Here is a 26890-nt window from a genome sequence, read left to right as displayed (position 1 = left end):
ATCAGAGAAAACCACCTGTCCGACACAAGGTGGTCACGATCACCGGAATCAGTGGTCACAATCATCGGAATACGCAGATCACGTTGAACAGCCGGATACTGCGCCCATCGGCCAGTTGATCATGCATCAAGTCCATTGACCAGACGTGATTCGTGGCGGTGGGCACCGTCAGCGGATCGGGCGCCTGGCGCACCAGGCGTTTGCGCGGTTTGATTCGCAGGTTCAGCTCCAACGCCCGATAGATGCGGTAAATCCGTTTGTGGTTCCAACCGAAGCCCTTCACGTTGCGCAGATACAGGTAGCACAGCCCAAATCCCCAGTTGCGGTGGTTGTCCGTCAGGCGCAGCAGCCAGTCGGCGATCTCGTCGTTCTCCGCCTTGTGCTTGCCCTCATAGCGATAGCACGTCTGGCTGATGCCAAACGTCTCGCAGGCCAACCGGACCGATATCCCGCGCTCCTGCACGACACGTTGAGCCATCTCGCCGCGGCGAGATGGCTTCACCACTTTTCTTCGAGAGCCTCCGCGCGCAACTCAGCTTTGAGCTTCTCTTCGACATACATTACATCTTGCGTAGACGGGCGTTCTCGGCCTCCAGCTCCTTCATCCGCGACATCATCGGCACGTCCATGCCGCCGTACTTGGCGCGCCACTTGTAGAACGTCGCTGAGCTGATGCCCAGCTCACGGCACATCTCGGGCACCGTGACGCCGGCCTCCACCCGTTTGATCGCGTCCAGGATCTGGCTGTCTGTGAATCGTGACTTCTTCATGCTGTAGAACTCCTCAATGAGAAAATTCTACTTCTGATCTCACCGCTTTTATGGGGGGATTACCGATGGAGGCGAGGCCAAAAATGCCAATAACCAGCTCGATCACGGCATATAGCCGGATGAGGATTAGTGGACGCCGGCCCTTCGTCGCGGGTATCGCCGCGATGGAGCCGAGGCCTAGGCCAAGCAGGAAAATAGTGACGATGAACGCGATCGATATGGAGTCGACGCCGATCACCTGCGTGAGAACGCGTTGCCAGACGACTTGGTAGATTAGCGACGAAATGCCGGACAGGTAGAAGATCACCGAAAAAAGCGTGCCTGCCCGCATGTAATTATCCCCCGGAAGCGCTAGCCTGCTTCCCGCAAGATTTTTCTTGCGCTAAATAAGGCCAGTTTTATTATAAAGCACAATGATTTCAATATGTTGTGCGTGGTTGTTCTGCGGTGTTCGTGTTTGTTCGCATAGGATTATGCCACCCTTAGCAAGACGCGCGAAACCTGCTTGGTAGTCCACCGGCCGCCGCGAGAAGTAGCCACGCCCCTATCGTTCAGTGTGTCGGCTATGGTGTTGACCGACTGACCAGCAGTCCAGAGTGGAGTAATGTTCTCCACCAGTTATCAAAAATCCTGATAATTCAAAAAATTATCAGGATTTTTTACGCGTTTTGCCTTTCAGTCACTCTCGAGGGTAATGCCAAAATCGCGGCGAAAGGCGACGCTTCCTTGGTTGGTCACGCGGATGGCGCGCGTTCCTTGTATGCGCTCGATCCATCGTTGATTTAGAAAATGGTTGAGAAGGGCCGCTCCGAGAACGCCGGCGATATGCGGTCGGCGTTCGCTCCAGTCGAGACATGGCCGACAGCAGGCCCTCTGCCCCAGATGTCGGCTGGCAGCCAAATCGATTCCAAGCTCAAGGAACGCGGCGTTTCCTGTGTCCGTGAGCGTCCCCGACTCATCATCGAGCTTGATGAAATTGCGCGTCACCATCGCGTCGGTGAGTGCAACCCCCAGCTTTCCGGCCAGATGATCGTAACAAGTGCGCGCCAAGCGCAGGTCTGCGGGCACGCGAGGCATTGCACGTGGGCGGGATTGGGTATCCTCACCCAATACCATGATGCCTTCGAGTATCCGCGCCACGCTGTTGGAGGCGAGTCGATAATACCGATGTCGTCCTTGTCTCACGACGGTGACGAGTTGGCCGTCGAGCAGGCGTGCAAGGTGCCCGCTCGCCGTGGCCGCGCTGATCCCCGCATCCAAAGCGAGTTCGGTGGGCGTGTGTGCCCGCCCATCCATCATGCTTGCGAGTATGTTCGAACGCGCCGGATCGCCGACAAGAGCGGCTACGCGCGCCATCAGTGTTCCATCTACCATGTTGTGATTCTACAGCCTGCCGGCTTGTTTCGAACTTGTTTGTTTCGAACTTGTCATAGATGAATCCCTTTGGAGACGCGCTATTGTCGTTGCGGCAACAGCGGCCGCGACGATCAGTAGGCCGGCAGCAATCATCGCCGACATTCTAAGGCCAGTGACGATACTGCGCGGCCCGTCGCCGGCAAGTGTGCCGAATAACGCCACGCCCATCGCGCCGGCGGCCTGCCGGGCGGCATTCAGTACCGCTGACGCGATGCCCGAATGTTCACGCCCGATACTTGCCAGCACGGCCGTGGTCATGGCAGGCACACCCAAGCCCATGCCGCCCGGGATCAACACGAACGCGATGGCGAGGTGCCAATAAGGGGTCGTTGTGGTGGCGACGAAGGCGAGAATCGCGAAACCACTCGCATCGATAAGGGCGCCCGCGATCATCGGTGCCCGCGATCCCCGTGTGCCGGTCCACCAGCCGCTAATGATGTTGACGAAGAGGAGAGTGGCGGTAAGCGGCAGGAATGCGAGGCCCGCCGAGACAGGAGAATAGCCTAGCGCACGCTGGAGATAGAGGCTGAGGACGAAGACCGCGCCATAGTAAGTGAGATTGGCGATTGCTCCGAAGATGACTGCTCCGCAGAATGCACGTGATCCGAAAAGTGAAAGCGGCACCATGGGCGTGGGCGAGTGCGCCTCATGCCGAACGAATGCAACCGTTGCGATGATGCCGGTTATCGTACACGCCAGAACAACCGGGCTTTCCAGGCCGAGTGGTTTTGCTTCGATCATCGCCCCGGTTATTGTGCCGAGAGCAACGATCCCAAGCAGTTGGCCAATAATATCAATACCCCGTCCGTTGGGGAGTCGCTTTGTCTCCTCGACTTTGAGCGTTAACAGCATGCCGACGGCGCAAACGGGAAGATTGACGAGAAAAATGCTGCGCCAGCTTGTGATGCCGATCAGCAAGCCGCCAATGATCGGCCCTGCTGCGATCATGATGCTGCCTGCGGCAGTCCACCAGCCGATAGCCTGCGCGCGACGCTGCGGTTGACCTTCGGCAGCGTGGTTGATGAGGGCCAACGAGCAGGGCAACATCAAAGCGGCTCCTGCCCCTTGGAACATGCGTCCACCAATCAAGAGTGGTGTGGAGGGGGCAACGCCGCATACCACCGAGGTAATCGCGAATAGAGCGATGCCCGCGAGGTAGCAGCGTTTTGCACCGAATCGATCACCTAGGTAGCCACCGGTCAGCAGAAGGGCGGCAAATGCGAGCGCATAGGCATCCACCACCCATTGCAGGTCCGCAACAGTCGTATTGAGCGTCTTGGCTATTGTCGGGAGCGCGACGTTGACGATGGTTACGTCGAGTTGGATAAGTCCGAAACCGAAGCTCGCGGTAATAGTTGTCGCAAGAATCGAAATGGGGATTTGACCTTTTGTCATTGCGCCATCTTAGGGATCTGACCTATTCGATGCTTCGGTGTCCGCCAAATAATGGTGGATTGAGGGCGGGCCGACAAGTCGAAAGCCCAAAGGCAAGCCCCGAGCACCCAAGCGTCCAAGCGCCCTGGTGCTGGGCAGCTCCCAACTGGCGCGGGGCGCGCTGCGCGCGATCCGCGAAATGGGCCTGCGCATTCCGCAGGACATTTCGCTGCTGAGTTATGACGATCCCGAATGGCTGCAGCTGTGCGGCCCCGACATCAGCACCATCGCGCTGCCCGTACAGTCCATGGCACACTATGCCGTGAACCTTATCGGTGCGCGCTATCGCTCGGCAGGCTATAAGGTGCTCTATGTCGATTACGACCGTAGTGGTCACGCCGATGACATGTGTCTGAGCGGCCCGGTCCTCGGGTTGAATGATCGGTTTTAAGATGGAGGTGCCCAGAATATGGCTCGGTTCACGCGCATTGTGGTTGCACTGGCCGCAGCTGCGGCGCTGATGGCTGCAGAGGCACAAGCCTGTACTCGCGTCATCTATCACGGCCCTAACGGAACCTATCTCACGGGTCGCTCGATGGATTTCAAAGATCCCATTGTCAGCAACCTTTGGGTCTTTCCTCGTGGCATGACCCGGCACGGGGCCGCCGGGCCGCGATCGGCAGAGTGGACTTCGGCCTATGGCAGTGTGATTGTTTCCGGTTATGAAATCTCGGCAGTGGACGGAATGAACGAGGCCGGCCTCAATGCCAATTTGCTGTGGCTGGCCGACGCCAAATATCCCCAGGACGATGGCGTGACACCCCGCATATCACTGTCGATCTGGGCACAGTATTTTCTCGATCAATTCGCCACGGTCGACGAGGCAGTCAGGCATGCGCAAGCCACGCCGGTGCAGGTCGTCAGTGGCGAAGTTCCCGGCCGGCCCGGCAGTCTTGCTCCGTTGCATCTGTCGCTGTCGGATGCGACGGGTGACAGCGCAATTCTGGAATGGATTGATGGCACGCTACGCATTCATCACGGTCGAGAGTTCCGCGTGATGACGAACGAGCCCTCCTATGATGAGCAACTCGCCATCATGCGCTATTGGAGCGGGGTCGACGGGCGCGCGTTCCTGCCTGGCACCAGCCGTGCATCGGACCGGTTCGTGCGCGCAAGCTACTATGCCGATGCAGTCGTTCAGACCGACGATCCGCGGACTGCTGCCGCCGCAGTGTTCAGCATCGTGCGGAATGTCTCTGTGCCCTATGGCATCAGTCTGCCGGACGCCCCCAATCTGTCCACGACGCGCTGGCGTATCGTGGCGGATCACAAGAACAAGCTGTTTTATGCCGAGTCTGCGACGTCGCCCAATGTGTTCTGGGTGGATCTCAAACGACTCGACTTTTCGCAAGGTGCCCAGGCACAGACCCTCGACCTGGGGGTGGACATGAACCGGGTTCTTGCCGGTGAAGCATCGGACCGGTTCACTCCCGCCGAACCCTTTGAGTTCAAGGCGGCCGAGTAGCCAAGGAGGGGATTGCGCGGCGTCCGGCTTACGGCTGTTCCCTTTTGAATTCGGCCAGGGTCCTGACCTGCCGCCCGTCGCGGTCGAAATTGTCCGCCGAAAGCCAGGCGAGGAATGCCGCCTTGAGCGAGGGCCACTCTTTGTCGATGATGGCAAACCACGCGGTGTCGCGCGAGCGCCCTTTATAGGTCACGGCCTGGCGGAATATCCCTTCGAAGCGGAAGCCGAGTCGGTCGGCGGCCTTTCGGGACGGGGCGTTCAGGCTGTCGCACTTCCACTCGTAGCGGCGGTATCGAAGCTCGTCGAAGGCATACTGCATGAGCAGGAACTGTGCCTCGGTGGAAGCTCGTTTTTGCTTGAGCAGCGGCGAGAATGCAACGTTTCCGACCTCGATCACGCCGTGGGTCGGGTCGATCCGCATCAAGGACAGCGTGCCGACGGCCTTGCCCAGCGCGGTATCGATGACGGCATAGTGTTTGGGGTCGGCGCTGCGTGCAATGCCTTCGGCATAGTGCAGGTATTCGTCGGCGGCCTGGAAGGGGCCCGCGAACATGTAGGTCCAGTCGCGTCCGTCCGGCGCCGTGCTGTAGGCGGTGTACAGATCCTGGGCGTGGCGCTCTACGTTCAGCGGTTCGATGCGGCAAAAGGCGCCCTGCAGTGTCACGTCGCCCGGCAGTGGGCGGGTGGCCCAGCCGGGTAGCGATTCGCCTAGCGGTTGTCCATATTCGTTGTGATTCTGAGTCATGGTTTTCCTTGCTCTCGTTCTTGCTCCAATTGGAGAATTCTAGGAAAATTACGTCCTATTCAATAGGGTCAAGAATGATAAAAATAACTGGGACATCGGCTTTGGACCTGAAGCACTTGCAACCGCGGCGCGAGTCAGACGCGCCGATCTATATGCAACTGTATCGGCGCTTTCGGGATGCGATTGCCGCCGGCAAGCTTCGCCCGGGGGATCGGGTGCCATCGGTGCGCAGTCTCGCCAGCGAGCTCCACCTGGCGCGGGGCACCGTCGAACTGGCCTACCAGATGCTGACCAGCGAGGGATACTTCGAGGCGCGCGGCCCCGCCGGCACGGTGGTCTCGCCACGCCTGAACAGCGTGGGTGAGGCGGGACGCGCGGCATTGTCCAAACCGCCGAGCAAGCCGGCGCAGCGCCCGCAGGCAGCATCCGACGAGCCCATGCCCTTTCAATTCGGTTTGCCCGCGCTGGATGCGTTTCCCCGCAAGACCTGGACCCGTCTGGCCGGGCGGAGCCTGCGTGTTCTCGGTGCGGCCGCCATGAACTATCCCGATCCGGCCGGGCACGAGCCCTTGCGGCGCGCCATCGCCACCTACCTTGGCATATCCCGCGGCATTGCTTGCTCTTATGAGCAGGTCTTCATCACGGCAGGCTACCGGGGGGCCTTGGAGCTGATATGCCGCACCGTATTGCACAGCGGCGACGTGGGCTGGCATGAGGATCCCGGCTACCTCTATATCCGGGATTTTTTGCAGCGCAGCGGGATGCGCCTGGCGCCCATACCCGTGGATGAAGAAGGCCTGAATGTGGAGATCGGGCGGCGGCGGGCCGCCGATGCCCGCTTCGCCGTGGTCACGCCCACGCATCAGTGCCCCACAGGCGTGGCCTTGTCATTGCCTCGGCGGCTGGAACTGCTGAAATGGGCGCAGCAGCGACGGGCGTGGATCATCGAGGACGACTATGACAGCGAGTTCCGCTACCATGGCCGGCCGCTGCCCGCGCTGAAAAGCCTGGACCGGGACGAGCGCGTGCTCTACACCAGCACTTTCAGCAAGGTGCTGTTTCCAGGGCTGCGCCTGGGGTATCTGGTGGCGCCGGAGGCGCACATCGGACGGTTCCGCAGTGCGGCGAACCATCTTTCCGGCCCAGGGTCGGTCTGGCCGCAGGCGACCGTGGCCGAATTCATGGCGCAAGGCCATTTCACCCGCCACTTGCGCAAGATGCGTTCGCTCTATGCACAGCGCCGGGACTATCTGGTCGATGCACTGGCGCAGGTCTTCGGGGCAGGGCTGCACATCGCGGCGACGCAGGCCGGTGGAACCCATGTGCTGGGGATGCTGCATGGCCGGCGCAGCGACCGGGACTTCGCCGCTGCGGCACAGTCCCGTGGATTGGCAATCCAGGCGCTGAGCCATTGGCGAATGCGGCGATCGGGGCCGGAGGGCGTGCTGATGGGGTTCGCCAACATACCCGGGGCCGAGGAGGCCGTGGCACTCACTCGGCGCCTCATGGAAGCCACTCGAGCCGCGTGAGGGCGCAACAGCCTGCCCCGATCGTCGCGTATGACGGGCCATCCAGGCGGATTTCAGGTGCCCCGCGTTACACTGGACGCAGGTTTTTTCGGAATCTCGCACAAGGAGTTGTCCCATGCTAAAAGGTAAAAAAGCGGTCGTCACCGGCTCGACCAGCGGCATCGGCCTGGCGATTGCACAAGAGCTGGCGCGCCAGGGCGCCGATCTCGTCATCAATGGTTTCGGCGACGCCGCGGCGATCGAGCGCGAACGTGCCGGGCTGGAAAGGGATTTCGGGGTCAAGGCCGTGTACTTGAACGCCGACCTGATGGATGCGCAGGCAGCGCGAGCCTTTGTCGAGCAGTCGATCCAGGCGTTGGGCGGCATCGACATCCTGGTCAACAATGCCGGCATCCAGCACACGGACCTGATCGAGGACTTTCCTGTCGATAAATGGAACGCCATCATCGCGCTGAACCTCTCGGCCGTGTTCCATTGTTCGGCGGCGGCGCTGCCGACGATGAAGCGGCAAAAATCCGGCCGCATCATCAACATCGCCTCCACCCACGGCCTGGTGGCCTCGGTCCATAAATCGGCCTACGTCGCCGCCAAGCACGGCGTGGTGGGGCTGACCAAGGTCACCGCGCTCGAGAATGCCGGCACTGGCGTGACCTGCAACGCCATCTGCCCGGGCTGGGTGCGCACGCCCCTGGTTGAAAAGCAGATCCAGGCCCTGGCGCAGCAAAAGGGCGTGAGCGTCGAGGAGGCCGCCCGCGAGTTGCTGGCTGAAAAGCAGCCGTCTCTAGAGTTCGTCACGCCGCAGCAGCTTGGCCAGGCGGCCGTGTTCATCGCCTCGGACGCGGCGGCGCAGATGACGGGCACCACGCTGGCGATCGACGGCGGCTGGACCGCGCGCTGAGGGAGGCTGGGCAATGCTGATGGTTCTGTCCCCGGCCAAAAAGCTGGACTACGACACACCGGTGCGCACCACGAGCCAGTCGCTGCCGACGTTTCCCGACGATACGCGCAAGCTGGTCGGGGTGCTGCGCAAGCTGTCGACCGACGACTTGGCCGGGCTCATGGGCCTGTCGGATGCGCTGGCGCATCTGAATGCCGAGCGCTACGCGGCCTGGGTGGACGAGCCGGGCACCGAGCATGCGCGCCAGGCGGCCCTGGCCTTCAATGGCGACGTCTATGAGGGCCTGCGCGCGGCGGAGCTGTCCGATGCGCAGCTTGAGTGGGCACAGGAACGCCTGGCGATCCTCAGCGGGCTCTATGGGGTGCTGCGACCGCTGGATCTGATCCAGCCTCATCGGCTGGAAATGGGCACGCGGCTGCGAACGGCACGGGGCTCGACCCTCTATGCTTTTTGGGGCGAGCGGATCGCTCGGGCCCTGAACCAGCGCCTGGATACGCTGTCCGGCGCGCGCATCGTGCTGAACCTGGCATCGAACGAATATTTCAAGTCGGTGGATCGCAAGGCGCTGCGGGCCCGCGTGGTGGAATGCGTGTTCCAGGATGAAAAGAACGGTGTCTGGAAAGTCATCAGTTTTCACGCCAAGCGCGCCCGCGGCCTCATGGCGCGCCACGTGATCGATCAGGGTCTGCGGGCCCCCGAGGACTTGCGCGGTTTCGCCGCCGAGGGCTATGCCTACGCGCCGGCGGCCTCATCGGAGGATCGCCTGGTGTTCCAGCGTCCGGCCTGAGGCCGCGAGCGGTCCGTTCCCGGTTCCAGCTATGCACAAATTCCTGCCGATCGCCCTGCTGTTCATGTCCAACGTGTTCATGACCATTGCGTGGTATGGACACCTGAAATTCCCCGACAGCCCGCTGGCCAGGGTCGTGCTGATCAGTTGGTCGATCGCCCTGGTCGAATACTGTCTGGCGGTGCCGGCCAACCGCCTGGGCCATGCCGTGTATTCGGCGGCCGAGCTCAAGACCATCCAGGAGGTCATCACACTGGTGGTTTTCGCCGGTTTCTCGGTCCTGTACCTCAAGGAATCCCTGACCCTGAACCACGCGGTCGGCTTCGCATTGATCTGCGCGGGCGCGTACTTTGTGTTCAAGGGGCCGTTCTGAGCGGATCGCGCGCTTGTTTCATGCCTTGGCCATGTCTTGCGCGGCGGCTTGGCTGAGGGGCTCGTCGGGCTTGAGGCCGCGCATCTCGTGGCGGATGAGCCCGGCGGCCTTGACCATCTGGCGTAAGGGGTAGGCCAGGGTGGCGAGCTCGCCCTCGGTCTCGAGCGAAGCGGGCGCGGCCATGTCGCGGTCCTCGAGGTAGGCCTCGGTGGCATCCAGCGCCTGCTGGATGCCGGTGGGGACGTGGTCCAGTTGCGCCAGGATCGGGATGGCCGCCGAGATCTGCGAGGCCAGGGCGTGGTGCTGGATCAGCAGGTTGTTGAGCTCGGGGACGTGGCGTTGGCGCCGCACCGGCTCGTCCATCATCCGGTAGAACGCCGAGGCGAAGTTGCCAAAGGCGATGTGCATGTTCTTGCGGGCAACGCGCCAGTTCGTTTCGCTGTCCCGCGCCTGCGCATCGGCTTCACCGCCCGAGGCGCGCGCCGCGCGCGCGGCATGGGCGTATGCGAGGCCGTTACGCAGGAAACGCTGGTTGGCGTTGCGCAGGGCCACCGCCAGGGACAACATGACATTGCGCTCCCAGGAGGGCAGGATATAGCTGCACATCAGGGCCAGGGCCGAGCCGATTACGGTGTCGATCAGGCGCTCGCCCACGACGGCATTCGATCCGGGGACCAGGAAATGGAACACCAGCAGCACGAACATGGTGTTGAACACGGCCGAGAGCATGTAGTGCACCTGCACCAGGCTGTAGCCCAGGATGCTGCATATCACCAGGATGGCCAGCAGCGTGGCGGTGCTGTGGGTCAGCGTGAACAGCCCCAGCGCCACGGCGCAGCCGATCAAGGTCCCGGTCAGGCGCCAGCCGTTGCGCTGGCGAGTCAGCGCAAAACCCGGCTTCATGATGATGATGACGGTCAGGATGATCCAGTAGCCGTGCGCGGCCATGCCCGGGGCCACGTCGCGCAGCAGCGGCAGGGCCCCCAGCACGGCTGCCAGCGTCATGGCGAGGAGGGCGGCGATGGCCACGCGCAGGGCGTAGCGGAAATGCGGCGAGTCGCTGCGCAGGTTGCTGGTGAGCATGCCCAGGCGCCACTTCTGGCGCGACAGGAAGCGGTTCAGCGACTTGTCCAGGCGCAGGTCGACGAGCGGGGCGTCGCGGTCCACGGAGTGTTCGGAATGGCCGGCCATCCGATCGACCAGCCGTGTCATGTTGCGCATTCGCCGCTGGATCTGGATCAGCAGGGCATAGATTTCGGGCTGCGAGGTCTCTAGCCCCTGGGCGCGCGCCAACTGCATTTCGTACTCTAGCGCGCGCAGTTCGGCCTTGACGCTGTTGCGCTCGCGGGTGTGGCGGTTGCGGGCGACGTTCAGCGCGATTTTGGCGACATTCGCCGACAGCTTGCTCAGTGCGTCGCGCACGAACAGCAGAATGTCGCTGTCGGGCAGGGTGCGTCGCAGAGTGGCGTAGTCGGTGTGCGTGGCCACCATGGTGTCGAGCAGCCCCACCATGTCGACGAAGATATTCAGCGAGCTCTGCCGCAGCCGGTCCCCGCGCCCGGGCTTGCCGCGCGGCAGTTCGCGCAGGACCATGTCGCGGGCCGCCTGGTGGGCCTCGGTCATCAGTGCCTGCGAGTGAATCAGTTTGCGGTAGCTGTCCTCGAGGTCGAGGTTGACGTCGTAGAAGCGCGCGCGCGCCGACATGTAGTCGGCCGTCGCGAATAGCGCCACGGACAGGACCTGCTGTTCCTCGCGGTGCCACAGCAGGCGGTGGACGATGGCGCTGTAGGCCAGATAGAACACCCCGCCAAGGAAAGAGTAGGCAGTGTGCTGCAGGACGTCGGCGGTGGACAGCGGCGTGCGCATGGTCAGCGTCATGATCAGCAGGCAGGCGAAGCCCAGCAAACCCCCTTGCCGCCCAAACACGGTGAACATCGAGAACACGAAGCACAGCATCGGCACGGCCAGCCACACCATCACGGGGTGGCCCGAGGCCAGGCCGCTGGCCGCCGCGGTCAGGGACCCCAGCAGCAGCGCAGCCAGCATGCCGTTGATCCCGTAGCGGCGCGGGCCGCCGGGCTGGTCAAGTACGGCCACGCAGGCCGCGCCGATGGCGGCGATCATGCCGATCGCGTACTGGTGGAACAGGCCGATGATGAACATGGCCGGCAGCAGCACGCCCACCGCTTGGCGCAGGCCGCCGAAGAAATAGTGGCTGTGGATGAATCGCTGGAACTGGGAGATCAATGAGCTCATGCGATGGCGCGCGGCCCGCCGGCAATAAAACAGCAGTATAGGGAAAACGGCGGCGCCGTGGCGCCCGGCTTGCGGCGCTTGCTGCAACGCGGTAAAGTAGCTGTCCGGCCGCCAACGCCGCCGGATCCCCACAGGCGCATGCCCGGGCCACACGCCCGGTTTTTTACGCCCGCTGTTTGTTTGTCCCTGGCCGAGCCACAAGCCTGAGCCGGGACGTCCATTTCTACCTCCCGCGTTCAATGAACGCTTGCGTCACGTGTCAATGGGTGCAGGCTGGTTCCGCAGGGTGTCCGGGCAAAGCGATTCCGTGAATCGCCCAGCGCCGGTTCATGCTGAGGGTCGCCAGAACTGGCCCGGGCCTTCGAGGGCCGCTTGGTGCGTCGCGCTGGTTATGAAAGGAAACTATCATGGAACTCAATGGCGCCGATATTATCGTGCGTTGTCTCATCGAGGAAGGCGTAGACCATGTCTTTGGCTACCCTGGCGGCGCAGTCCTCTACATCTACGACTCCATCTACAAGCAAGACGCGTTCAAGCACGTTCTGGTGCGCCATGAACAGGCCGCCGTGCATGCCGCGGACGCCTATTCGCGCTCGTCGAACAAGGTTGGCGTCGCGCTGGTGACCAGCGGCCCGGGTGTGACCAATGCTGTGACGGGCATCGCCACGGCCTATATGGATTCCATCCCCATGGTGGTGATCACCGGACAGGTGCCCAGCCATGCGATCGGCCAGGATGCCTTCCAGGAGTGCGACACCGTGGGGATCACGCGACCCTGCGTCAAGCACAATTTCCTCGTGCGCGACGTCAAGGACCTAGCCGAAACCATGCGCCGGGCCTTCTACATCGCACGCACCGGCCGGCCCGGCCCGGTGCTGGTCGACGTGCCCAAGGACGTCAGCGTGGCGATGTGCAAGTTCACGCCCAAGCGTGGCGAGACCGTCATGCGCTCGTACGCACCGGTGACCAAGGGCCACCAGGGACAGATCAAGAAAGCCGTCCAGATGCTCCTGACTGCCGAGCGCCCGATGCTCTACGCGGGCGGTGGCGTGGTGCTGGCCAATGCCGCCGACGAGCTGCGCAAGCTCGTCAACATGACCGGCGCGCCCTGCACCACGACACTGATGGGCCTGGGTGCACTGCCCGGGGCCGACCCCAAGTTCGTCGGGATGCCGGGCATGCACGGCACCTACGAAGCCAATATGGCGATGCAGAACTGCGACGTGCTGATCGGCATCGGTGCGCGCTTCGACGATCGCGTGATCGGCAATCCGCGTCATTTCGCCCAGGTGCCTCGCAAGATCGTCCACATCGACATCGATCCCTCCTCGATCTCCAAGCGCGTGCGCGTCGACATACCCATCGTCGGCGACGTCAAGGACGTGCTGCAGGATCTGATCGGGCTGTACGGCCAGGCACTCGCCGAAAAGAACCCCGAGCCGCGCCCGCTCGAGGCCTGGTGGCGCCAGATCGATACCTGGCGCGCCAAGAAATGCCTGGACTACGAGATGTCCGACACGGTGATCAAGCCACAGTTCGTGGTCCAGAAACTCTGGGAGGTCACACGCGGCCAGGCGTTCGTCACCTCGGACGTGGGCCAGCACCAGATGTGGGCGGCGCAGTACTACCCGTTCCCCGAGCCGCGCCGCTGGATCAATTCCGGTGGCCTGGGCACCATGGGCGTGGGCTTGCCTTACGCCATGGGGGTGCAGATGGCCAATCCGGACCGCGACGTCGCCGTCATCACCGGCGAGGGCTCGATCCAGATGAACATCCAGGAGCTTTCCACCTGCAGCCAGTACCGGCTCACACCCAAGGTCCTGTGCCTGAACAACCGCTACCTGGGCATGGTGCGCCAGTGGCAGGAAATCGAATACGGCTCGCGCTATTCAGAGTCCTACGTGGATGCCTTGCCCGATTTCGTGAAGCTCGCCGAGAGCTACGGCCACGTGGGCATGCGCATCGAGAATCCCGCCGACGTCGAACCCGCCTTGCGCGAGGCGTTCACCAAGTACAAGGATCGGCTCGTCTTCATGGATTTCATCACCGACCAGACCGAGAACGTCTGGCCCATGGTCAAGGCCGGCCGTGGGCTGACCGAAATGCTGCTGGGCTCTGAGGACCTGTAAGGGGGAAGACCATGAAACACGTGATATCCGTTTTGCTGGAAAACGAGCCGGGCGCCTTGTCCCGGGTGGTGGGACTGTTTTCGGCCCGCGGCTACAACATCGAGACTCTGACCGTCGCCCCCACCGAGGACACCACGCTCTCGCGCATGACCATCGTCACTGAAGGATCCGACGAAATCATCGAGCAGATCACCAAGCACCTCAATCGGCTGGTGGACGTCGTCAAGGTCGTCGACCTGTCCGAGGGCGCCCACATCGAGCGCGAGCTGATGCTGATCAAGGTCCGCGCCGTGGGCAAGGAACGCGAGGAAATGAAGCGCATGGCCGAGATCTTCCGCGGCCGCATCATCGACGTCACCGACAAATCCTATACCATCGAGCTCACCGGCGTGCAGGACAAGATCGCAGCGTTCATCGGTGCCCTCGATCGCACCGCCATCCTGGAAACCGTGCGCACCGGCGTATCGGGCGTAGGGCGCGGTGAACGCGTGCTGAAATTGTGAGCCCACGCTGCGCAGGCTCCACTCGCGAGGCGCGTTTTGCCTTGGGCAGCCCGGCGGCAAAGCATTTTTTGCCATGACCGAAAACCTCTCTCTTCTCAAAGTCAAATAATTCAACGGAGTCATTCCATGAAAGTTTTCTACGACAAAGACTGCGACCTGTCCCTGATCAAGGGCAAGCACGTCGCCATCATCGGCTATGGCTCACAAGGCCACGCGCATGCTCAAAACCTGCACGATTCGGGCGTCCACGTGACCGTTGGCCTGCGCAAGGGCGGCGCCTCCTGGAAAAAGGCAGAGGGCGCCGGCTTGCAGGTCAAGGAGGTTGCCGACGCGGTCAAGGGCGCCGATGTGGTCATGGTGCTGCTGCCTGACGAGAGCATCGCCGAGGTCTACCGCAACCAGATCGCCGGCAACATCAAGGCGGGCGCGGCGCTTGCCTTCGCCCACGGTTTCAACGTCCATTACGGCCAGGTCGTGCCGCGCGCCGACATCGACGTGATCATGGTCGCGCCCAAGGCGCCGGGCCACACGGTGCGCAGCACCTACGCCCAGGGCGGTGGCGTGCCGCACCTGATCGCCGTGCACCAGGACGTCAGCGGCAAGGCGCGCGACCTGGCGCTGTCCTATGCCATGGCCAACGGCGGGGGACGCGCCGGCATCATCGAGACCAACTTCCGCGAAGAAACCGAGACCGACCTGTTCGGCGAGCAGGCCGTGCTGTGTGGCGGTACCGTCGAGTTGATCAAGGCCGGCTTCGAGACCCTGGTCGAGGCCGGCTATGCGCCCGAGATGGCGTATTTCGAGTGCTTGCACGAGTTGAAGCTGATCGTCGACCTGATCTACGAGGGCGGGATTGCCAACATGAACTACTCGATCTCGAACAACGCCGAGTATGGCGAGTACGTCACTGGCCCGCGCATCGTCACCGACACGACGCGCGCCGCCATGCGCCAGTGCCTGGCCGACATCCAGTCGGGTGTCTATGCCAAGAACTTCATTCTGGAGCACGCCGCCGGCGCCCCCGAGCTCACCTCGCGCCGCCGCCTGAACGCGGAGTCGCAGATCGAGCAGGTCGGCGGCAAGCTGCGCGCCATGATGCCCTGGATCGCCGCCAACAAGCTGGTGGACCAGACCAAGAACTGAGCGGTCCGCCGCCGCATGCCGCACCCGCCCGTCGGGGCGCGGCGCGCACGAGGCCCCGGCTTGCCGGGGCCTCGCCGCTTCCGGGGGTGATTCCCGCGGAAGAATTGGGTTATCCTTGCGCCTACCATGAAAATCCCCCCCTATCCTCATCCCGCGGTAGCGCGCGAAGGCTGGTTCATCCTGGCTGCCAGCGCGCTCGTGTCCCTGCTGGTGTCCTTCTGGTCCGGCTGGGCATCGATCCCCTTCTGGCTGTTCACCCTGTTCGCCCTGCAGTTTTTCCGCGATCCGGCCCGCGAGGCCCCGGAGGGCGAGGGCACCGTACTGTCGCCGGCCGATGGGCGCATCGTCTGCGTGGAGGAGGCGCGTGATCCCCACGCCGATCGCGACGCGCTCAAGATCAGCGTGTTCATGAACGTATTCAACGTGCATTCGAATCGCTGTCCGGTGGACGGCAGGGTGCGCTCGCTCGACTATTTCCCAGGAAAGTTCTTCAACGCCGCCCTGGACAAGGCGTCGCTCGAGAACGAGCGCAACGCGATGGTGCTCGACACCGCGGACGGCCACGTCGTCACGGCGGTGCAGGTGGCCGGCCTGGTAGCCAAGCGTATCCTGTGCCATGTGACGCCGGGCCAGGACCTCTACGCGGGCCAGCGTTACGGCTTCATACGCTTCGGCTCGCGGGTGGACGTATACTTGCCCTTGGGCGCGCGGCCGCGTGTAGCCATCGGCGACAAGGTCCAGGCCACCAGCACGGTCCTGGCCGAGCTGCCCGAGGCCGAGGCGCCAGCCTCCGATCCCGGCGAAATATCCAAACCCTGACCCGATGACCGACGAAATTCACCGTCGCCGCAGCATCTACCTGCTGCCCAACGCCTTCACCACAGCCAATCTGTTTGCCGGTTTCTACGCGGTCGTTCAGTCCATGAACGGACGCTTCGAGGTGGCGGCGATCGCTATTTTCCTCGCCATGGTGTTCGACAGCATGGACGGGCGAGTGGCACGCCTGACCAACACCCAGTCGGCTTTCGGCGAGCAGTACGATTCGCTCGCCGACATGATTTCGTTCGGCATGGCGCCGGCCCTGGTGATGTACGAGTGGTCGCTGCAGGGCCTGGGGCGCTGGGGTTGGCTCGCGGCCTTCGTCTATGTGGTCGGCGCGGCTTTGCGCCTGGCGCGCTTCAACGCCAATATCGGCGTGGTCGACAAACAGTATTTTCAGGGTTTGCCCAGCCCGGCCGCCGCCGCGCTGGTCGCGGGCTATGTCTGGTTGGCGGTGGATAATAAATTTTCGTTCGCCGATGGGACCTTGTCCTGGTCGGCCTTCGGGCTGACGGTTTATGCGGGCCTGGCCATGGTGTCCAACGCCCCGTTCTTCAGCGGCAAGTCCTTTGCTCTGGGCCGCAGCGTGCCGTTCTGGGTGTTGCTGGTGGTGGTGGCGGTGTTCGTGTTCGTCTCCAGTGATCCGCCGGTGGTGCTGTTTGGCCTGTTCGTGCTCTACAGCCTGTCGGGGTGGTTCACGTGGCTCTGGCGCGTGCGCCGCGCTCGCCGCCTCGGGCAGCGTCTGCGCGAGGCCGGCGGGCCGCCCTCGAACAGCGACGAGACGGCTTGAGCTTGCGCGCAGCGGGGTCCACGATCCGCTATAATCATCTCTTCGCCCGTTTCTGGGCGGAGGGTCTTTCATCGCACGGCAGCGCATCCTCGAGGCTGCCGCATGTCTTTTTGAGGAAAATGAAATGTCAGTTGCAAACATCGTCAAGTCCGACATCGTCGCGCAATTCCAGCGCGCCCAAGGCGATACCGGATCCCCCGAGGTTCAGGTCGCCCTGTTGACGGCCCGCATCAACGAGCTCACCGGCCACTTCAAGGCGCACACCAAGGATCACCATTCGCGCCGCGGCCTGCTGCGCATGGTCAGCCGTCGCCGCAAGCTGCTCGACTACCTCAAGGGCCGCAACCCGGATTCGTACCGCGCCCTGATCGAAAAACTCGGCCTGCGCAAGTAATGCCCCGGGGCTTGGCTCCCCGCGCATCAACCGCGGACGTCGCGACATGGGTTCGCGGCGTGCCGCGGTTTTTTTCGTAAGAATTCGTAAGGATACTGTGTAATGTTCAATAAAGTGAGCAAGTCATTCCAGTACGGCCAGCATACCGTCGTCCTGGAAACCGGCGAGATCGCCCGCCAGGCCTCCGGCGCCGTGCTGGTCTCGGTCGATGACACGGTGGTGCTCGCCACGGTCGTGGCCGCCAGGACCGCCAAGCCCGGGCAGGATTTCTTTCCCCTGACCGTCGACTACGTCGAGAAAACCTACGCCGCCGGCAAGATTCCGGGCGGTTTCTTCAAGCGTGAAGGCAAGCCCTCCGAAAAGGAAACCCTCACCTCGCGCCTGATCGATCGTCCCCTGCGCCCGCTGTTCCCCGAAGGGTTCTACAACGACGTCCAGGTCATCATCCATACCCTGTCGGTCAACCCCGAGATCGACCCGGACATCCCCGCCTTGATCGGCGCCTCGGCGGCCCTGGCCATCTCGGGCATTCCATTCAATGGCCCCGTGGGCGCGGCGCGCGTCGGCTACATCGATGGCCAGTACGTCCTGAATCCGACGGTCTCGCAGCTCAAGGGCGAATCCGAACTCGACCTGGTGGTGGCCGGTACCGAGGCCGCTGTGCTGATGGTCGAATCCGAGGCGAAGCAGCTTCCCGAGGATGTCATGCTGGGCGCGGTGGTGTTCGGTCACGAGCAGATGCAGGCCGCCATCAACGCTATTCATGAACTGGTCGCCGAAGCCGGCAAGCCCGAATGGGATTGGCAGCCCGCTCCGCGCAACGAGGTCCTGGCCACCGCCGTCAAGGCCGCCGCCAACGATGCCCTCAAAGAGGTCTATCAGATCCGCGACAAGCAGGCCCGCACGGCCCGCCTGCGTCAGGTGTATGCCGAGGTCAAGGCCAAACTCGCCGAGCACGCGGGCGCGCGCGGCGACGTGGCACCCGATGGCGTCGAGGTCGACAATATGCTGTTCGACCTGGAATCGCAGATCGTCCGCGGCCAGATTCTCAATGGCGAGCCGCGCATCGACGGGCGTGACACCCGCACTGTGCGCCCGATCAGCATCCGCCTGGGCGTGTTGCCGCGCGCGCACGGCAGCGCCCTGTTCACGCGGGGTGAGACCCAGGCCCTGGTGGTCACCACGCTGGGCACCAAACAAGACGAGCAGATCATTGACTCGATCATGGGCGAGTACCGCGACCGCTTCATGCTGCACTACAACATGCCGCCTTTCGCCACCGGCGAGACCGGCCGTTTTGGCGTGCCCAAGCGCCGCGAGATCGGTCACGGCCGCCTGGCCAAGCGCGCGCTGCTGCCGTTGCTGCCCAGCGCCGAGGACTTCCAGTACACGCTGCGCCTGGTCTCCGAGATCACCGAATCGAACGGCTCCTCGTCGATGGCCTCGGTCTGCGGCGGCAGCCTGTCCATGATGGACGCCGGCGTGCCCATCCGGGATCACGTGGCGGGCGTCGCCATGGGCCTGATCAAGGAAGGCGGCAAGTTCGCCGTCCTGACCGACATTCTGGGCGATGAGGATCACCTCGGCGACATGGACTTCAAGGTCACCGGCACCGTCACCGGCGTCACCGCCCTGCAGATGGACATCAAGATTCAGGGCATCACCAAGGAAATCATGCAGGTCGCGCTGGCTCAGGCTCGCGAAGGCCGTCTGCACATCCTCGGCAAGATGCGCGACGCCATCGATGGCTCGCGCAACGAGCTCTCGGACTTCGCGCCGCGCATGCTGCGCCTGAAGATCAATCCGGAAAAGATCCGCGACGTGATCGGCAAGGGCGGGGCGACCATCCGCGCGCTGACCGAGGAAACCGGCACCCAGATCGACATCAGCGATGACGGCAGCATCACCATCGCCAGCGCCGACCTGGACCGCGCCCATGAGGCCGAGCGCCGCATCAAGGAACTGACCGCCGAGGTCGAGGTCGGCCAGGAATACGAGGGCACTGTCCAGCGCCTGCTGGATTTCGGCGCCATTGTCCAGGTGCTGCCGGGCCGCGACGGGCTGCTGCACATTTCCGAGATCGCCAACTACCGCATCGCCGACATCAACGACGTGCTCAAGGTGGGCCAATCGGTGCGCGTCAAGGTTATCGAGGCCGACGAGCGCGGCCGCCTGCGCCTGTCGGTCAAGGCCATCGGCGGCATCGAGGCGCAAGGGGGGCCAGCCGCCCCCGTGGCCGCGGAATAAGGCCGCGCGCCCCGGTCTCTTTCAGGACCGGGGCGGTTCGGCCACCAGCACGATTTTCCCGATCTGCTCGCCCGCGTCCATCATGGCGTGCGCCCGGGCGGCCTCCCGCAGGGGAAAGGTCGCGTGGATGACCGGGTGAATGGTACCGGCCGACAGTAGCGGCCACACCCGCTCGCGCAGCGAGCGGGCGATCGTCGCCTTGAACTCGACCGGACGGGCCCGCAGGGTCGAACCGGTCACCGTCAGGCGCCGGCGCATGAGCTGCCCACAGTTCAAAGTGCCTTTGGCTCCGCCCAACAAAGCAATGATGACCAGCCGGCCATCGTCGGCCAGGACGTCGATGTTGCGGGGCAGGTAGTCGCCGGCGACCATGTCCAGAACCACGTCCACGCCGCGCCCTTGGGTCAGGTCGCGGATATCGGCCACGAAATCCCGAACCTTGTAATTGATGCCGCGCGCGGCGCCCAGAGATTCGACGGCCCGGGCCCGCTCGTCGCTGCCCGCCGTGGCGTAGACCGTGTGGCCCAGCGCGGTCGCCAGGCGGATCGCGGTGGTGCCGATGCCGCTGGCGCCGCCATGCACCAGCAAGGTCTCGCCCGGCGCGAGCGCGCCGCGGTCGAAGACATTGCTCCAGACGGTGAAGTACGTTTCAGGCAAGGCGGCCGCCTCGACGAGGGACAGGCCCTCGGGAATGGGCAGGCATTGTACGGCCGGGGCGACGCAGTATTGCGCGTAGCCACCACCCGCCACCAGGGCGCACACCTCATCGCCGGCCTGAAACCCGCCGGCGGCCGGGTCACCGCCGATGATCCTGCCGGCGATCTCGAGGCCAGGCAGATCCGAGGCGCCAGGGGGGGGCGGATAACTGCCTTGTCGTTGGAACACGTCGGGCCGGTTGACGCCCGCCGCGGCGACCTCGATCAGGACCTCGCCGGGTCCGGGCACGGGATCGGGGCGCTCGGTCCAACGCAACACTTCGGGGCCACCGGCTTGGGAAATTTCGACCGCATACATTGACAGGGTTCCTGTGTTGAGATGAAGAGCCCGTTGCGCAAGCGGCGGGGCGGCAACGCCACGGGGCCGCGCGGACGGAGCGGTTCTATGTGAGAATACCCTGTATTATGCGCTACACTTACCGGCTTCATCCGCGGAAGCGTGCCAGAGCGGTTGAATGGACCGGTCTTGAAAACCGGCGATGGGGCAACCCATCCGTGAGTTCGAATCTCACCGCTTCCGCCAGCAGGCCCGGCAGTCCTTGGGCCAGGGCGCATTCGGACCTATCGAGGAGGCCCATACCGCCCTCACCGCCCTTTACCGGGCTGACTCCCCGATGGCCGAGACCTTGCCTTACATCGACGTGCTGTTACGGATTTCCGGCGTGCGCGGAACCCTGGCTGCTGGGCTGCTGCTCGGCGTCGGTTTTTACGCGGGCCCTGCGGCGGCTTGCGACGGTGCGCAGCGCATCCGGCTAAGCGCGCCCGTCGAGCTGCCCGCCGCACAACTGGCCGAGTTTCGCGCCATGCCGCCCCTGCGTGTCGCGGCCATGGATGCCGCTCCGATGGCGCAGTATGATCCTACGCACCGTATCTATACCGGCATCAGTGTCGATGTGTTGTGCTTTATCGCGCAGCGGCTTGGTTTTTGCGCTATGAGGTGATTCCGGGGCGCGACCAGACCGTCATCGAAAAGATTCGGCAAGTGCAGGAGGGCGCCATCGATATGCTGATGCCGCTCAGCCTGCAAGCCGAGCGTGCGCAGCTCGGCATTTTCACCGCTCCGTATTATGAGACCTACTACGTCGTCATCGCCCGCAAGGGGCGGCGCCTGCCGATAAGCGATCTCGCCGATCTGGCGCGTTACCGGGTCGGGATCGTGGGTGGTGTATCGTTCGAGTCGATCCTCAAGGACCTCGTGCCGGCCTCCCGGTTGCGCATGTTCGACCAGTCAGCCACGGCGGATGGCTTGTTTCAGGCCGTGCGCGACGGCGAGATCGACGTAGCCGTGTTCAACAAGAGCATTTTCATCGAGAAGCGCTATCAGTACGAGCTTTTTGATTTGGAGGCCATCCACACCCTGTATCACTATCCTCGCGCCTATCGGTTCTACTTCAGCCGCTCGCCGCAGCACCAGCACGTCGCGGCGGCGTTTGACCGCTATCTGGAGGTGATGGATATCTCGGAATCCGTGGTGGCGCACGAGGATGCCGAGCGCCAGTTCATCGCATACGCGGTATCGCAGCGCAGCCAGCGTATCTTGATGCAGGCCGCCAGTGTGGTTGCCGCACTCCTGGCCTTGGCATTTTATCTGGCGCTGCGCAGACACCGCCGCCTGACGCTCCTGCTGGCGGACAGCAATAGGCACATTTTGCAACAGCAGCAGGCCTTGCGCGTTGCCTACGAAGAGCTGGAGAAGCAGAGCCAGACCGATGGTCTGACCCGCTTGGCCAACCGCCGCCATTTTGATCAGGCCCTAGTGCGCGAGCACGGGCGCCACCTGCGCACGAATTCGCCCCTGAGCCTGCTGCTCATCGACGTCGACCACTTCAAAAGCGTCAACGATCACTACGGCCACGTGGTGGGCGACGATTATTTGCGTGCCATCGCCCGGGCCCTCGAGCGCAGTGCGGCTCGGCCCACCGACCTCGCCGCGCGCTACGGCGGCGAGGAGTTCGCCTGCCTGCTGCCCGATACTGCCGCCGAGGAGGCGCTGACGGTCGCCGAGCGCATTTGCGCAGCGGTCGCGCAGTTGGATCTCCCAAACGCCTCGGCCGCAGAGCCGCACCTGACGGTGAGCATCGGCGCCGCCACTTTGCTGAGCGGCGGCGCGGGTGCGCGCGAGCTGCTGGACGGAGCCGACGCCCAACTCTACGAGGCCAAGCATGCCGGCCGTAATCGCATCCGGGCCATGGTGCTCGGTGGCTGAGCGCGGTGGATGTCTTCTGTACAATGTGGCCTCTACTCGCGCGCCTCATCCGGACGTATCCGCACAAGCGGGTCCGGGCGGCCGGGCTCCCATGGCGGAATTGGTAGACGCAAGGGACTTAAAATCCCTCGCCTTCGGGCATGCCGGTTCGATTCCGGCTGGGAGCACCACTCGAACCGCACTGGGCCAAGACCCGCATGCGGGGCTCTGGCCATGATTGTAACGTAGCGGTCAGCGCCTTGGCTGGACTTTGTTCGAACTGAGCGATCAGGGCCAGGAACTTGGGTAGCCTGTTCAGGAGGGTCTATGCAGCCACGTATTACCGTCATCACGATCGGGGTGGATGACTTGGAGCGGTCGTTGTGCTTTTACCGTGACGGGCTGGGCTTTGAAACCGAAGGGATCGTCGGGAAAGAGTTCGAGCACGGCGCAGTGGTCTTTATCGACATGCAGCCCGGATTAAAGGTCGCGCTGTGGCCGCGCGCCAGCATTGCTCACGATACCGGCCTGCCGAACACGGCGGCATGCTCGACACAAATGGCGCTTGGGCATAACGTTTCCTCTAAGACGGAAGTCGACGAAGCGATGTACCGGGCGGAACGAGCAGGGGCGACAATCGTGAAGCCGGCCCAAGACACGTTTTGGGGTGGCTACGCGGGATACTTCCAAGACCCGGACGGACATCTTTGGGAGATTGTCTGGAACCCCGCCTGGGAAGAATAAGTTGATCTTCGGTCGTGGCTGTCCAGGCGGGACCTGTCAGGGAAACCCCGATTCTTACTCGGGAATATCTGGCCTACGATGGACTTGGCATAGTTCGCGCCGACAAGAACTACTGAGGAGAGTCCATGAAATTCGTCCTGTACAAAGACAAGGCTGGGGAGTGGCGCTGGAGACTGAAGGCGGCCAATGGGAACATCATTTGCACTAGCTCTGAGGGGTATACGAGTAAACAGAGCGCACAGCACAGCATTGAATCAGTCAAGAAGGGTGCGCCTGATGCCCCGGTGACTGAGGAGTAGATAGCCAAGCCGGGCGGGGCCTAGACCCGGCGACTGCTCAGGTTCCGGTCGCGCAGGCGTCGAGCGGAGTAGGGCGCGGATGGCGGCGGCGCACTGCCGCGCCGTCAGCGAAATGGCCGCCTACGCCGGGATGAGGGCTGGGGCGTCCTGCGGTTTTGCGGCACGACGCAGGGTGACGGCATCGCTCATCTCGCGTGGCTTGGCGTCAATGCGAAAGACGTGTACTGTTTCCGCTGCCGCTTTCGCAAGTCGCTCCAACTCACTGGTCACATTGGTCATTGTGGTGGCGAATTTCACGTTCTCGCGTGTTGCATCATCAAGGCTTCCCACGGCTGAGTTTATTTGGGATATCCCTGTGAGCTGTTCCGCCACGGCTTGGTCGATTCCTATGACGGCGGTATGGACGCTCCGGATGCTTGAGACGGCTTTTTGCATGGACTCCAAAGCGGCGCCGCTTTTTTCGTACCCCTGAGAGATGCGAGCCCTGACGTCCGTGATGATTTCCGATATTTCTCCCGCTGCGGTTGATGTTCTTTGCGCCAACGCCCTGACTTCCGATGCCACCACTGCAAAGCCCTTGCCGGCGTCGCCGGCTCTGGCTGCTTCCACGGCTGCATTCAAGGCGAGAATGTTGGTTTGAAATGCGATGCTGTCGATCGTTTTGATGATGTCGAGAATGCGCTCGGATGCGTCACGAATGGACTCCATGGTATGCCCCAAGTCGTTCACCGAGGTGGCGCTGTGCTCCGTGATTGACACTGCGTCGGTGGAGGTTGTTGCCGCTTTCCGTGCTGACTCGGCGGTGGAGCTTGCCGCGCTAGTGATCTGCTCTAATGCGGTTGCTGTTTGCTGTAAGCTTGCGGCTTGGCCTTCTGTGCGGTGCGCGAGCTCCTTATTTCCGTTTGCCATGCTGCCCATGCCGGAAAATATCTGTATGTTTTGGTCGCGCGCATCGCGTACTATCGACAGGATGTTCACTCCGACCTGGCTTAGCGCCGCCTGCAGTTCTCCAAATCGGTCGTTACGATCGCGTGGAACAGCCTGGGTGAGATCGCACGCGGCAATTCGATTGGCGCCAAGTATTAAGGCATCGAGCGGCACTACAAACCAACGGCGCATTATCGACCACGTTATCATCGCAGCCACTGCGCATGCGAGCATGCCCCAGATGATGGAAATCGATGAGTGCCGCGCCCACCAGGTTGTGCTTCCCGAAACGATCGTCAGCAACATTAGAGACAGCAATAGTCGAGCAGACAAATCCGGGCGCAGCCTCTCGGACACTCGACCCCAGAAAGTGGAACGCAGGATGCGACCGTTTTTGAATACCGTGATGCGGCGTCCTTCTTCCTTTTCCCGGCGCATCCTTGCGTATAACCGTTCCGCCGCGTCAATCTGCTCGGGCGTGGCCTCTGTTCTTACAGACATGTAGCCGGTGGGCGTCCCATCGTCGGACAACGGCGTGACGTTCGCCACCACCCAGTAGTGCGAGCCGTCTTTGCGTCTGTTTTTTAGGACGGCGGACCAGGGTCGGCTCCCCTGAATGGTGTGCCAGAGGTCTCGGAAGACTTCTTCTGGGACGTCCGGGTGGCGAATAAGGTTGTGAGGTTGGCCCGACAGTTCACTCATCGTGAAGCCGCTCACGTCCGCGAACATGTTGTTGCAGTATAGGATGCGCCCCTTGGCGTCAGTGACTGATACGAGAGTCGCCCCGCTCGGGAAAGGATATTCTTGATTTGAAATGGGTAAATTGATGCGCATGCCACCCCCTCCTGACGATTGCTTCGAGCTCGGTTGCCGCAGCACGCTCGTGTTTATATGACTATGCGCTTGATCATGCGTCGGATAATACCCATGAAGCTATTATGGTTTTCCATGTCTTGGGTGACGAGGCCGACAGAATCAGTCGGAGTGGGTGGCGGCATGCCGGTTGGATTCCGGCTGGGCGCATCCGTGAGCCCAGCGCCACACTTTGAGGGGTGGTTGTTGAATATCGATTGACACAGATGGGTGGCAGACCCTACTCTAGCGGATGGTAGAGAGTTAGGTTAGTTATTTGTATACGTTCTTCGCATCGAAAGGTGCCGATTCGTACCACTGTACGCCTGGTGACCCCTGCCTTTGAGCATGTGCTCGCAATCAACAGGAGTTCAATATGAACACGCAACGCGAATTTGGCACCGTCAAATGGTTCAATAACGACAAGGGCTTCGGCTTCATCACGCCCGAGTCGGGCGGCAAGGATCTGTTCGTCCATTTTTCCGAAATCAACGGCAGCGGCCACCGCTCGCTCCAGGAAAATCAGCGCGTCAGCTACGTCGCCGGCATGGGCCAGAAAGGCCCGCAAGCCCAATCGGTCGAGGCCGTCTGATCCCAGACGCTAGCGCCGAACCGAGGCCCCCTTGTGGGGCCTTTTCTTTTTTGACGTCTTCGATAACAAGCAGGCATAACAGAAATAGGCGTCGCGGTGGTGGCCGCCGCGGCGGTTCCCATTAAGATAGGGGCTTCAGGCCGGGTCGGCTGTTGAGTTCCGTGATCGGGCCGGGGTGGGGTAAATCCGTGGACATCCGGCATCGCCGCGAGACGTGATGCCGCTCTGTGCGAGAAGATCATGCGCGACTTGAAAATCGGCACCCGTCTGACCTTGGGATTTGGCTTCGTGATCGTCCTGTTGCTGGTGATGTCGGGCATCGGCGCCTGGCGCATCATCGATTCACAGCAGGACAACCAGATGCTGAACGGCAGGCTGCAGACCAGTGCCCTGATCCAGCAACTGGCCCGCCAGGTCAGCATGGAATCCAGTCTGGCGCAGGGCTCGCTCGCAGCCGATCCCGATACGTTGCGAGAGCTGAAGGCGGGCATCGAGGCGGCCGATCAGCGAATCCGCGAGTTGCTCGAGCGATTGACCGGGACGGCCCACAATACCGGGGCTGGCGCCTTGCTGCGGCAGGTCGCGCAGGGCAGGGACGCTTATCTGCAAACTCGCGACCTGGGGTTCAAGAACCTCGACAGTGGCAATTTCGGCGAGGCGAATGTTTTCCTCATGCAAGAGCTGCCCACGCTCACGACCGATCTGTTGGGCGCGATCGACCGCGTATCGCAGCAGCAGGCTGACTCGATGCAGCGCCTGTTCGACGAGAGCGCCCAATCCGGTCAGCTTGGCATGACGATTCTGGGGGTGGCGACGCTGCTGGCGCTGCTGCTGGGGCCGCTGTTTGCCTGGCGCGTCACCCGCTCGATCACCCACC

General features: G+C 62.8%; 27 protein-coding genes, 2 tRNA genes and 1 pseudogene. 21 read left to right on the top strand and 9 right to left on the bottom strand.

All coding sequences use genetic code 11. The features are described 5' to 3' along the window. Positions 1 to 76: 76 nt before the first annotated feature. The 5 genes and pseudogenes from ABS761_RS15950 to ABS761_RS15930 form a co-directional block, all read right to left on the bottom strand. A pseudogene (locus ABS761_RS15950) lies at positions 77 to 770 on the bottom strand (transposase); the annotation flags it as partial. A 13-nt stretch (positions 771 to 783) separates the two neighbouring features. Beyond that, the gene (locus ABS761_RS15945) at positions 784 to 1101 is read right to left on the bottom strand and encodes a hypothetical protein (RefSeq protein WP_350409346.1); all 318 of its coding nucleotides are present in this window, start codon (positions 1099 to 1101) and stop codon (positions 784 to 786) included. Between the two features lie 140 nt (positions 1102 to 1241). Continuing rightward, positions 1242 to 1385 (bottom strand): recombinase family protein, encoded by a 144-nt coding sequence (locus tag ABS761_RS15940; RefSeq protein ID WP_350409345.1) that lies wholly within the window; start codon positions 1383 to 1385, stop codon positions 1242 to 1244. Positions 1386 to 1445: 60 nt separating this feature from the next. Then, complete coding sequence (locus ABS761_RS15935) at positions 1446 to 2126, bottom strand: ArsR/SmtB family transcription factor (RefSeq protein WP_350409343.1); 681 nt, start codon at positions 2124 to 2126, stop codon at positions 1446 to 1448. Between the two features lie 27 nt (positions 2127 to 2153). Further along, entirely contained in the window at positions 2154 to 3581 is a 1428-nt protein-coding gene (locus tag ABS761_RS15930) for an MFS transporter (RefSeq protein WP_350409342.1), read from the bottom strand. A 58-nt stretch (positions 3582 to 3639) separates the two neighbouring features. Between ABS761_RS15930 and ABS761_RS15925 the strand changes: the two genes are divergently transcribed. Beyond that, complete coding sequence (locus tag ABS761_RS15925; protein ID WP_350409347.1) at positions 3640 to 4011, top strand: substrate-binding domain-containing protein; 372 nt, start codon at positions 3640 to 3642, stop codon at positions 4009 to 4011. 18 nt (positions 4012 to 4029) lie between these two features. Beyond that, positions 4030 to 5085: a linear amide C-N hydrolase gene (locus ABS761_RS15920; RefSeq protein ID WP_350409341.1), complete on the top strand. Its 1056-nt coding sequence runs from the start codon at positions 4030 to 4032 to the stop codon at positions 5083 to 5085. 28 nt (positions 5086 to 5113) lie between these two features. Here ABS761_RS15920 and ABS761_RS15915 read toward each other — a convergent pair whose 3' ends face one another. After that, positions 5114 to 5830, bottom strand: a complete 717-nt coding sequence (locus tag ABS761_RS15915; RefSeq protein WP_350409340.1) for a GNAT family N-acetyltransferase — start codon at positions 5828 to 5830, stop codon at positions 5114 to 5116. Positions 5831 to 5931: 101 nt separating this feature from the next. Here ABS761_RS15915 and pdxR point away from each other — a divergent pair, with 101 nt between their 5' ends. The 4 genes from pdxR (at position 5932) to ABS761_RS15895 (ending at position 9417) form a co-directional block, all read left to right on the top strand. Next, the gene (pdxR, locus tag ABS761_RS15910) at positions 5932 to 7359 is read left to right on the top strand and encodes a MocR-like pyridoxine biosynthesis transcription factor PdxR (protein ID WP_350409339.1); all 1428 of its coding nucleotides are present in this window, start codon (positions 5932 to 5934) and stop codon (positions 7357 to 7359) included. Between the two features lie 115 nt (positions 7360 to 7474). After that, on the top strand, positions 7475 to 8257 hold the full coding sequence (locus tag ABS761_RS15905) for a 3-hydroxybutyrate dehydrogenase (protein WP_350409338.1): 783 nt from the start codon (positions 7475 to 7477) through the stop codon (positions 8255 to 8257). Positions 8258 to 8270: 13 nt separating this feature from the next. Continuing rightward, entirely contained in the window at positions 8271 to 9044 is a 774-nt protein-coding gene (gene yaaA / locus ABS761_RS15900) for a peroxide stress protein YaaA (protein ID WP_350409337.1), read from the top strand. 31 nt (positions 9045 to 9075) lie between these two features. Then, the gene (locus ABS761_RS15895; protein WP_350409336.1) at positions 9076 to 9417 is read left to right on the top strand and encodes a DMT family protein; all 342 of its coding nucleotides are present in this window, start codon (positions 9076 to 9078) and stop codon (positions 9415 to 9417) included. A gap of 18 nt (positions 9418 to 9435) precedes the next feature. Here the strand turns inward: ABS761_RS15895 and ABS761_RS15890 are convergent, their stop codons facing one another. Then, positions 9436 to 11673 carry an FUSC family protein gene (locus ABS761_RS15890; RefSeq protein WP_350409335.1) on the bottom strand — a complete coding sequence of 746 codons (2238 nt, stop codon included), beginning with the start codon at positions 11671 to 11673 and terminating at the stop codon, positions 9436 to 9438. Positions 11674 to 12080: 407 nt separating this feature from the next. Here ABS761_RS15890 and ABS761_RS15885 point away from each other — a divergent pair, with 407 nt between their 5' ends. From ABS761_RS15885 to pnp, 7 genes are all read left to right on the top strand, one after another. After that, the gene (locus ABS761_RS15885) at positions 12081 to 13802 is read left to right on the top strand and encodes an acetolactate synthase 3 catalytic subunit (RefSeq protein WP_350409334.1); all 1722 of its coding nucleotides are present in this window, start codon (positions 12081 to 12083) and stop codon (positions 13800 to 13802) included. A gap of 11 nt (positions 13803 to 13813) precedes the next feature. Then, positions 13814 to 14305, top strand: coding sequence for an acetolactate synthase small subunit (gene ilvN / locus ABS761_RS15880; protein ID WP_350409333.1), 492 nt, complete (start codon positions 13814 to 13816; stop codon positions 14303 to 14305). A gap of 126 nt (positions 14306 to 14431) precedes the next feature. After that, positions 14432 to 15448 carry a ketol-acid reductoisomerase gene (gene ilvC / locus ABS761_RS15875; protein ID WP_350409332.1) on the top strand — a complete coding sequence of 339 codons (1017 nt, stop codon included), beginning with the start codon at positions 14432 to 14434 and terminating at the stop codon, positions 15446 to 15448. A 126-nt stretch (positions 15449 to 15574) separates the two neighbouring features. Then, positions 15575 to 16267 carry a phosphatidylserine decarboxylase gene (locus ABS761_RS15870; RefSeq protein ID WP_350409330.1) on the top strand — a complete coding sequence of 231 codons (693 nt, stop codon included), beginning with the start codon at positions 15575 to 15577 and terminating at the stop codon, positions 16265 to 16267. Positions 16268 to 16271: 4 nt separating this feature from the next. Beyond that, the gene (pssA, locus tag ABS761_RS15865; protein ID WP_350409329.1) at positions 16272 to 17057 is read left to right on the top strand and encodes a CDP-diacylglycerol--serine O-phosphatidyltransferase; all 786 of its coding nucleotides are present in this window, start codon (positions 16272 to 16274) and stop codon (positions 17055 to 17057) included. Between the two features lie 124 nt (positions 17058 to 17181). Further along, complete coding sequence (gene rpsO / locus ABS761_RS15860) at positions 17182 to 17451, top strand: 30S ribosomal protein S15 (RefSeq protein ID WP_350409328.1); 270 nt, start codon at positions 17182 to 17184, stop codon at positions 17449 to 17451. Between the two features lie 102 nt (positions 17452 to 17553). Continuing rightward, positions 17554 to 19698, top strand: a complete 2145-nt coding sequence (gene pnp, locus ABS761_RS15855) for a polyribonucleotide nucleotidyltransferase (RefSeq protein ID WP_350409327.1) — start codon at positions 17554 to 17556, stop codon at positions 19696 to 19698. Positions 19699 to 19719: 21 nt separating this feature from the next. On the opposite strand, the gene ABS761_RS15850 is transcribed toward pnp, so the two are convergent. Further along, on the bottom strand, positions 19720 to 20712 hold the full coding sequence (locus ABS761_RS15850) for an NAD(P)H-quinone oxidoreductase (RefSeq protein ID WP_350409326.1): 993 nt from the start codon (positions 20710 to 20712) through the stop codon (positions 19720 to 19722). 135 nt (positions 20713 to 20847) lie between these two features. Between ABS761_RS15850 and ABS761_RS15845 the strand changes: the two genes are divergently transcribed. The 6 genes from ABS761_RS15845 to ABS761_RS15820 all read left to right on the top strand — a co-directional run bounded on the left by ABS761_RS15845 (position 20848) and on the right by ABS761_RS15820 (position 23642). Next, positions 20848 to 20937, top strand: a tRNA-Ser gene (locus ABS761_RS15845). Then, complete coding sequence (locus ABS761_RS15840; protein WP_350409324.1) at positions 20894 to 21355, top strand: hypothetical protein; 462 nt, start codon at positions 20894 to 20896, stop codon at positions 21353 to 21355. The genes ABS761_RS15845 and ABS761_RS15840 overlap by 44 nt, the downstream gene beginning before the upstream one ends. Beyond that, positions 21313 to 22620, top strand: coding sequence for a GGDEF domain-containing protein (locus ABS761_RS15835; protein WP_350409323.1), 1308 nt, complete (start codon positions 21313 to 21315; stop codon positions 22618 to 22620). The genes ABS761_RS15840 and ABS761_RS15835 overlap by 43 nt, the downstream gene beginning before the upstream one ends. 85 nt (positions 22621 to 22705) lie before the next feature. After that, a tRNA-Leu gene (locus ABS761_RS15830) sits at positions 22706 to 22790 on the top strand. A gap of 136 nt (positions 22791 to 22926) precedes the next feature. Then, the gene (locus tag ABS761_RS15825; protein ID WP_350409322.1) at positions 22927 to 23343 is read left to right on the top strand and encodes a VOC family protein; all 417 of its coding nucleotides are present in this window, start codon (positions 22927 to 22929) and stop codon (positions 23341 to 23343) included. Between the two features lie 125 nt (positions 23344 to 23468). Beyond that, positions 23469 to 23642, top strand: a complete 174-nt coding sequence (locus ABS761_RS15820) for a YegP family protein (protein ID WP_350409320.1) — start codon at positions 23469 to 23471, stop codon at positions 23640 to 23642. 120 nt (positions 23643 to 23762) lie between these two features. Here the strand turns inward: ABS761_RS15820 and ABS761_RS15815 are convergent, their stop codons facing one another. Beyond that, positions 23763 to 25403 carry a methyl-accepting chemotaxis protein gene (locus ABS761_RS15815; protein WP_350409319.1) on the bottom strand — a complete coding sequence of 547 codons (1641 nt, stop codon included), beginning with the start codon at positions 25401 to 25403 and terminating at the stop codon, positions 23763 to 23765. A 394-nt stretch (positions 25404 to 25797) separates the two neighbouring features. Between ABS761_RS15815 and ABS761_RS15810 the strand changes: the two genes are divergently transcribed. Then, entirely contained in the window at positions 25798 to 26013 is a 216-nt protein-coding gene (locus ABS761_RS15810; RefSeq protein WP_350409318.1) for a cold-shock protein, read from the top strand. A 240-nt stretch (positions 26014 to 26253) separates the two neighbouring features. Further along, a partial coding sequence (locus ABS761_RS15805) for an MCP four helix bundle domain-containing protein (protein WP_350409317.1) occupies positions 26254 to 26890 on the top strand: 637 nt, incomplete at its 3' end.

It is taken from the genome of Castellaniella sp. GW247-6E4 (genome assembly GCF_040276065.1).
GTDB lineage: Bacteria > Pseudomonadota > Gammaproteobacteria > Burkholderiales > Burkholderiaceae_B > Castellaniella.
This window is presented reverse-complemented; position numbering and strand designations above follow the sequence as displayed.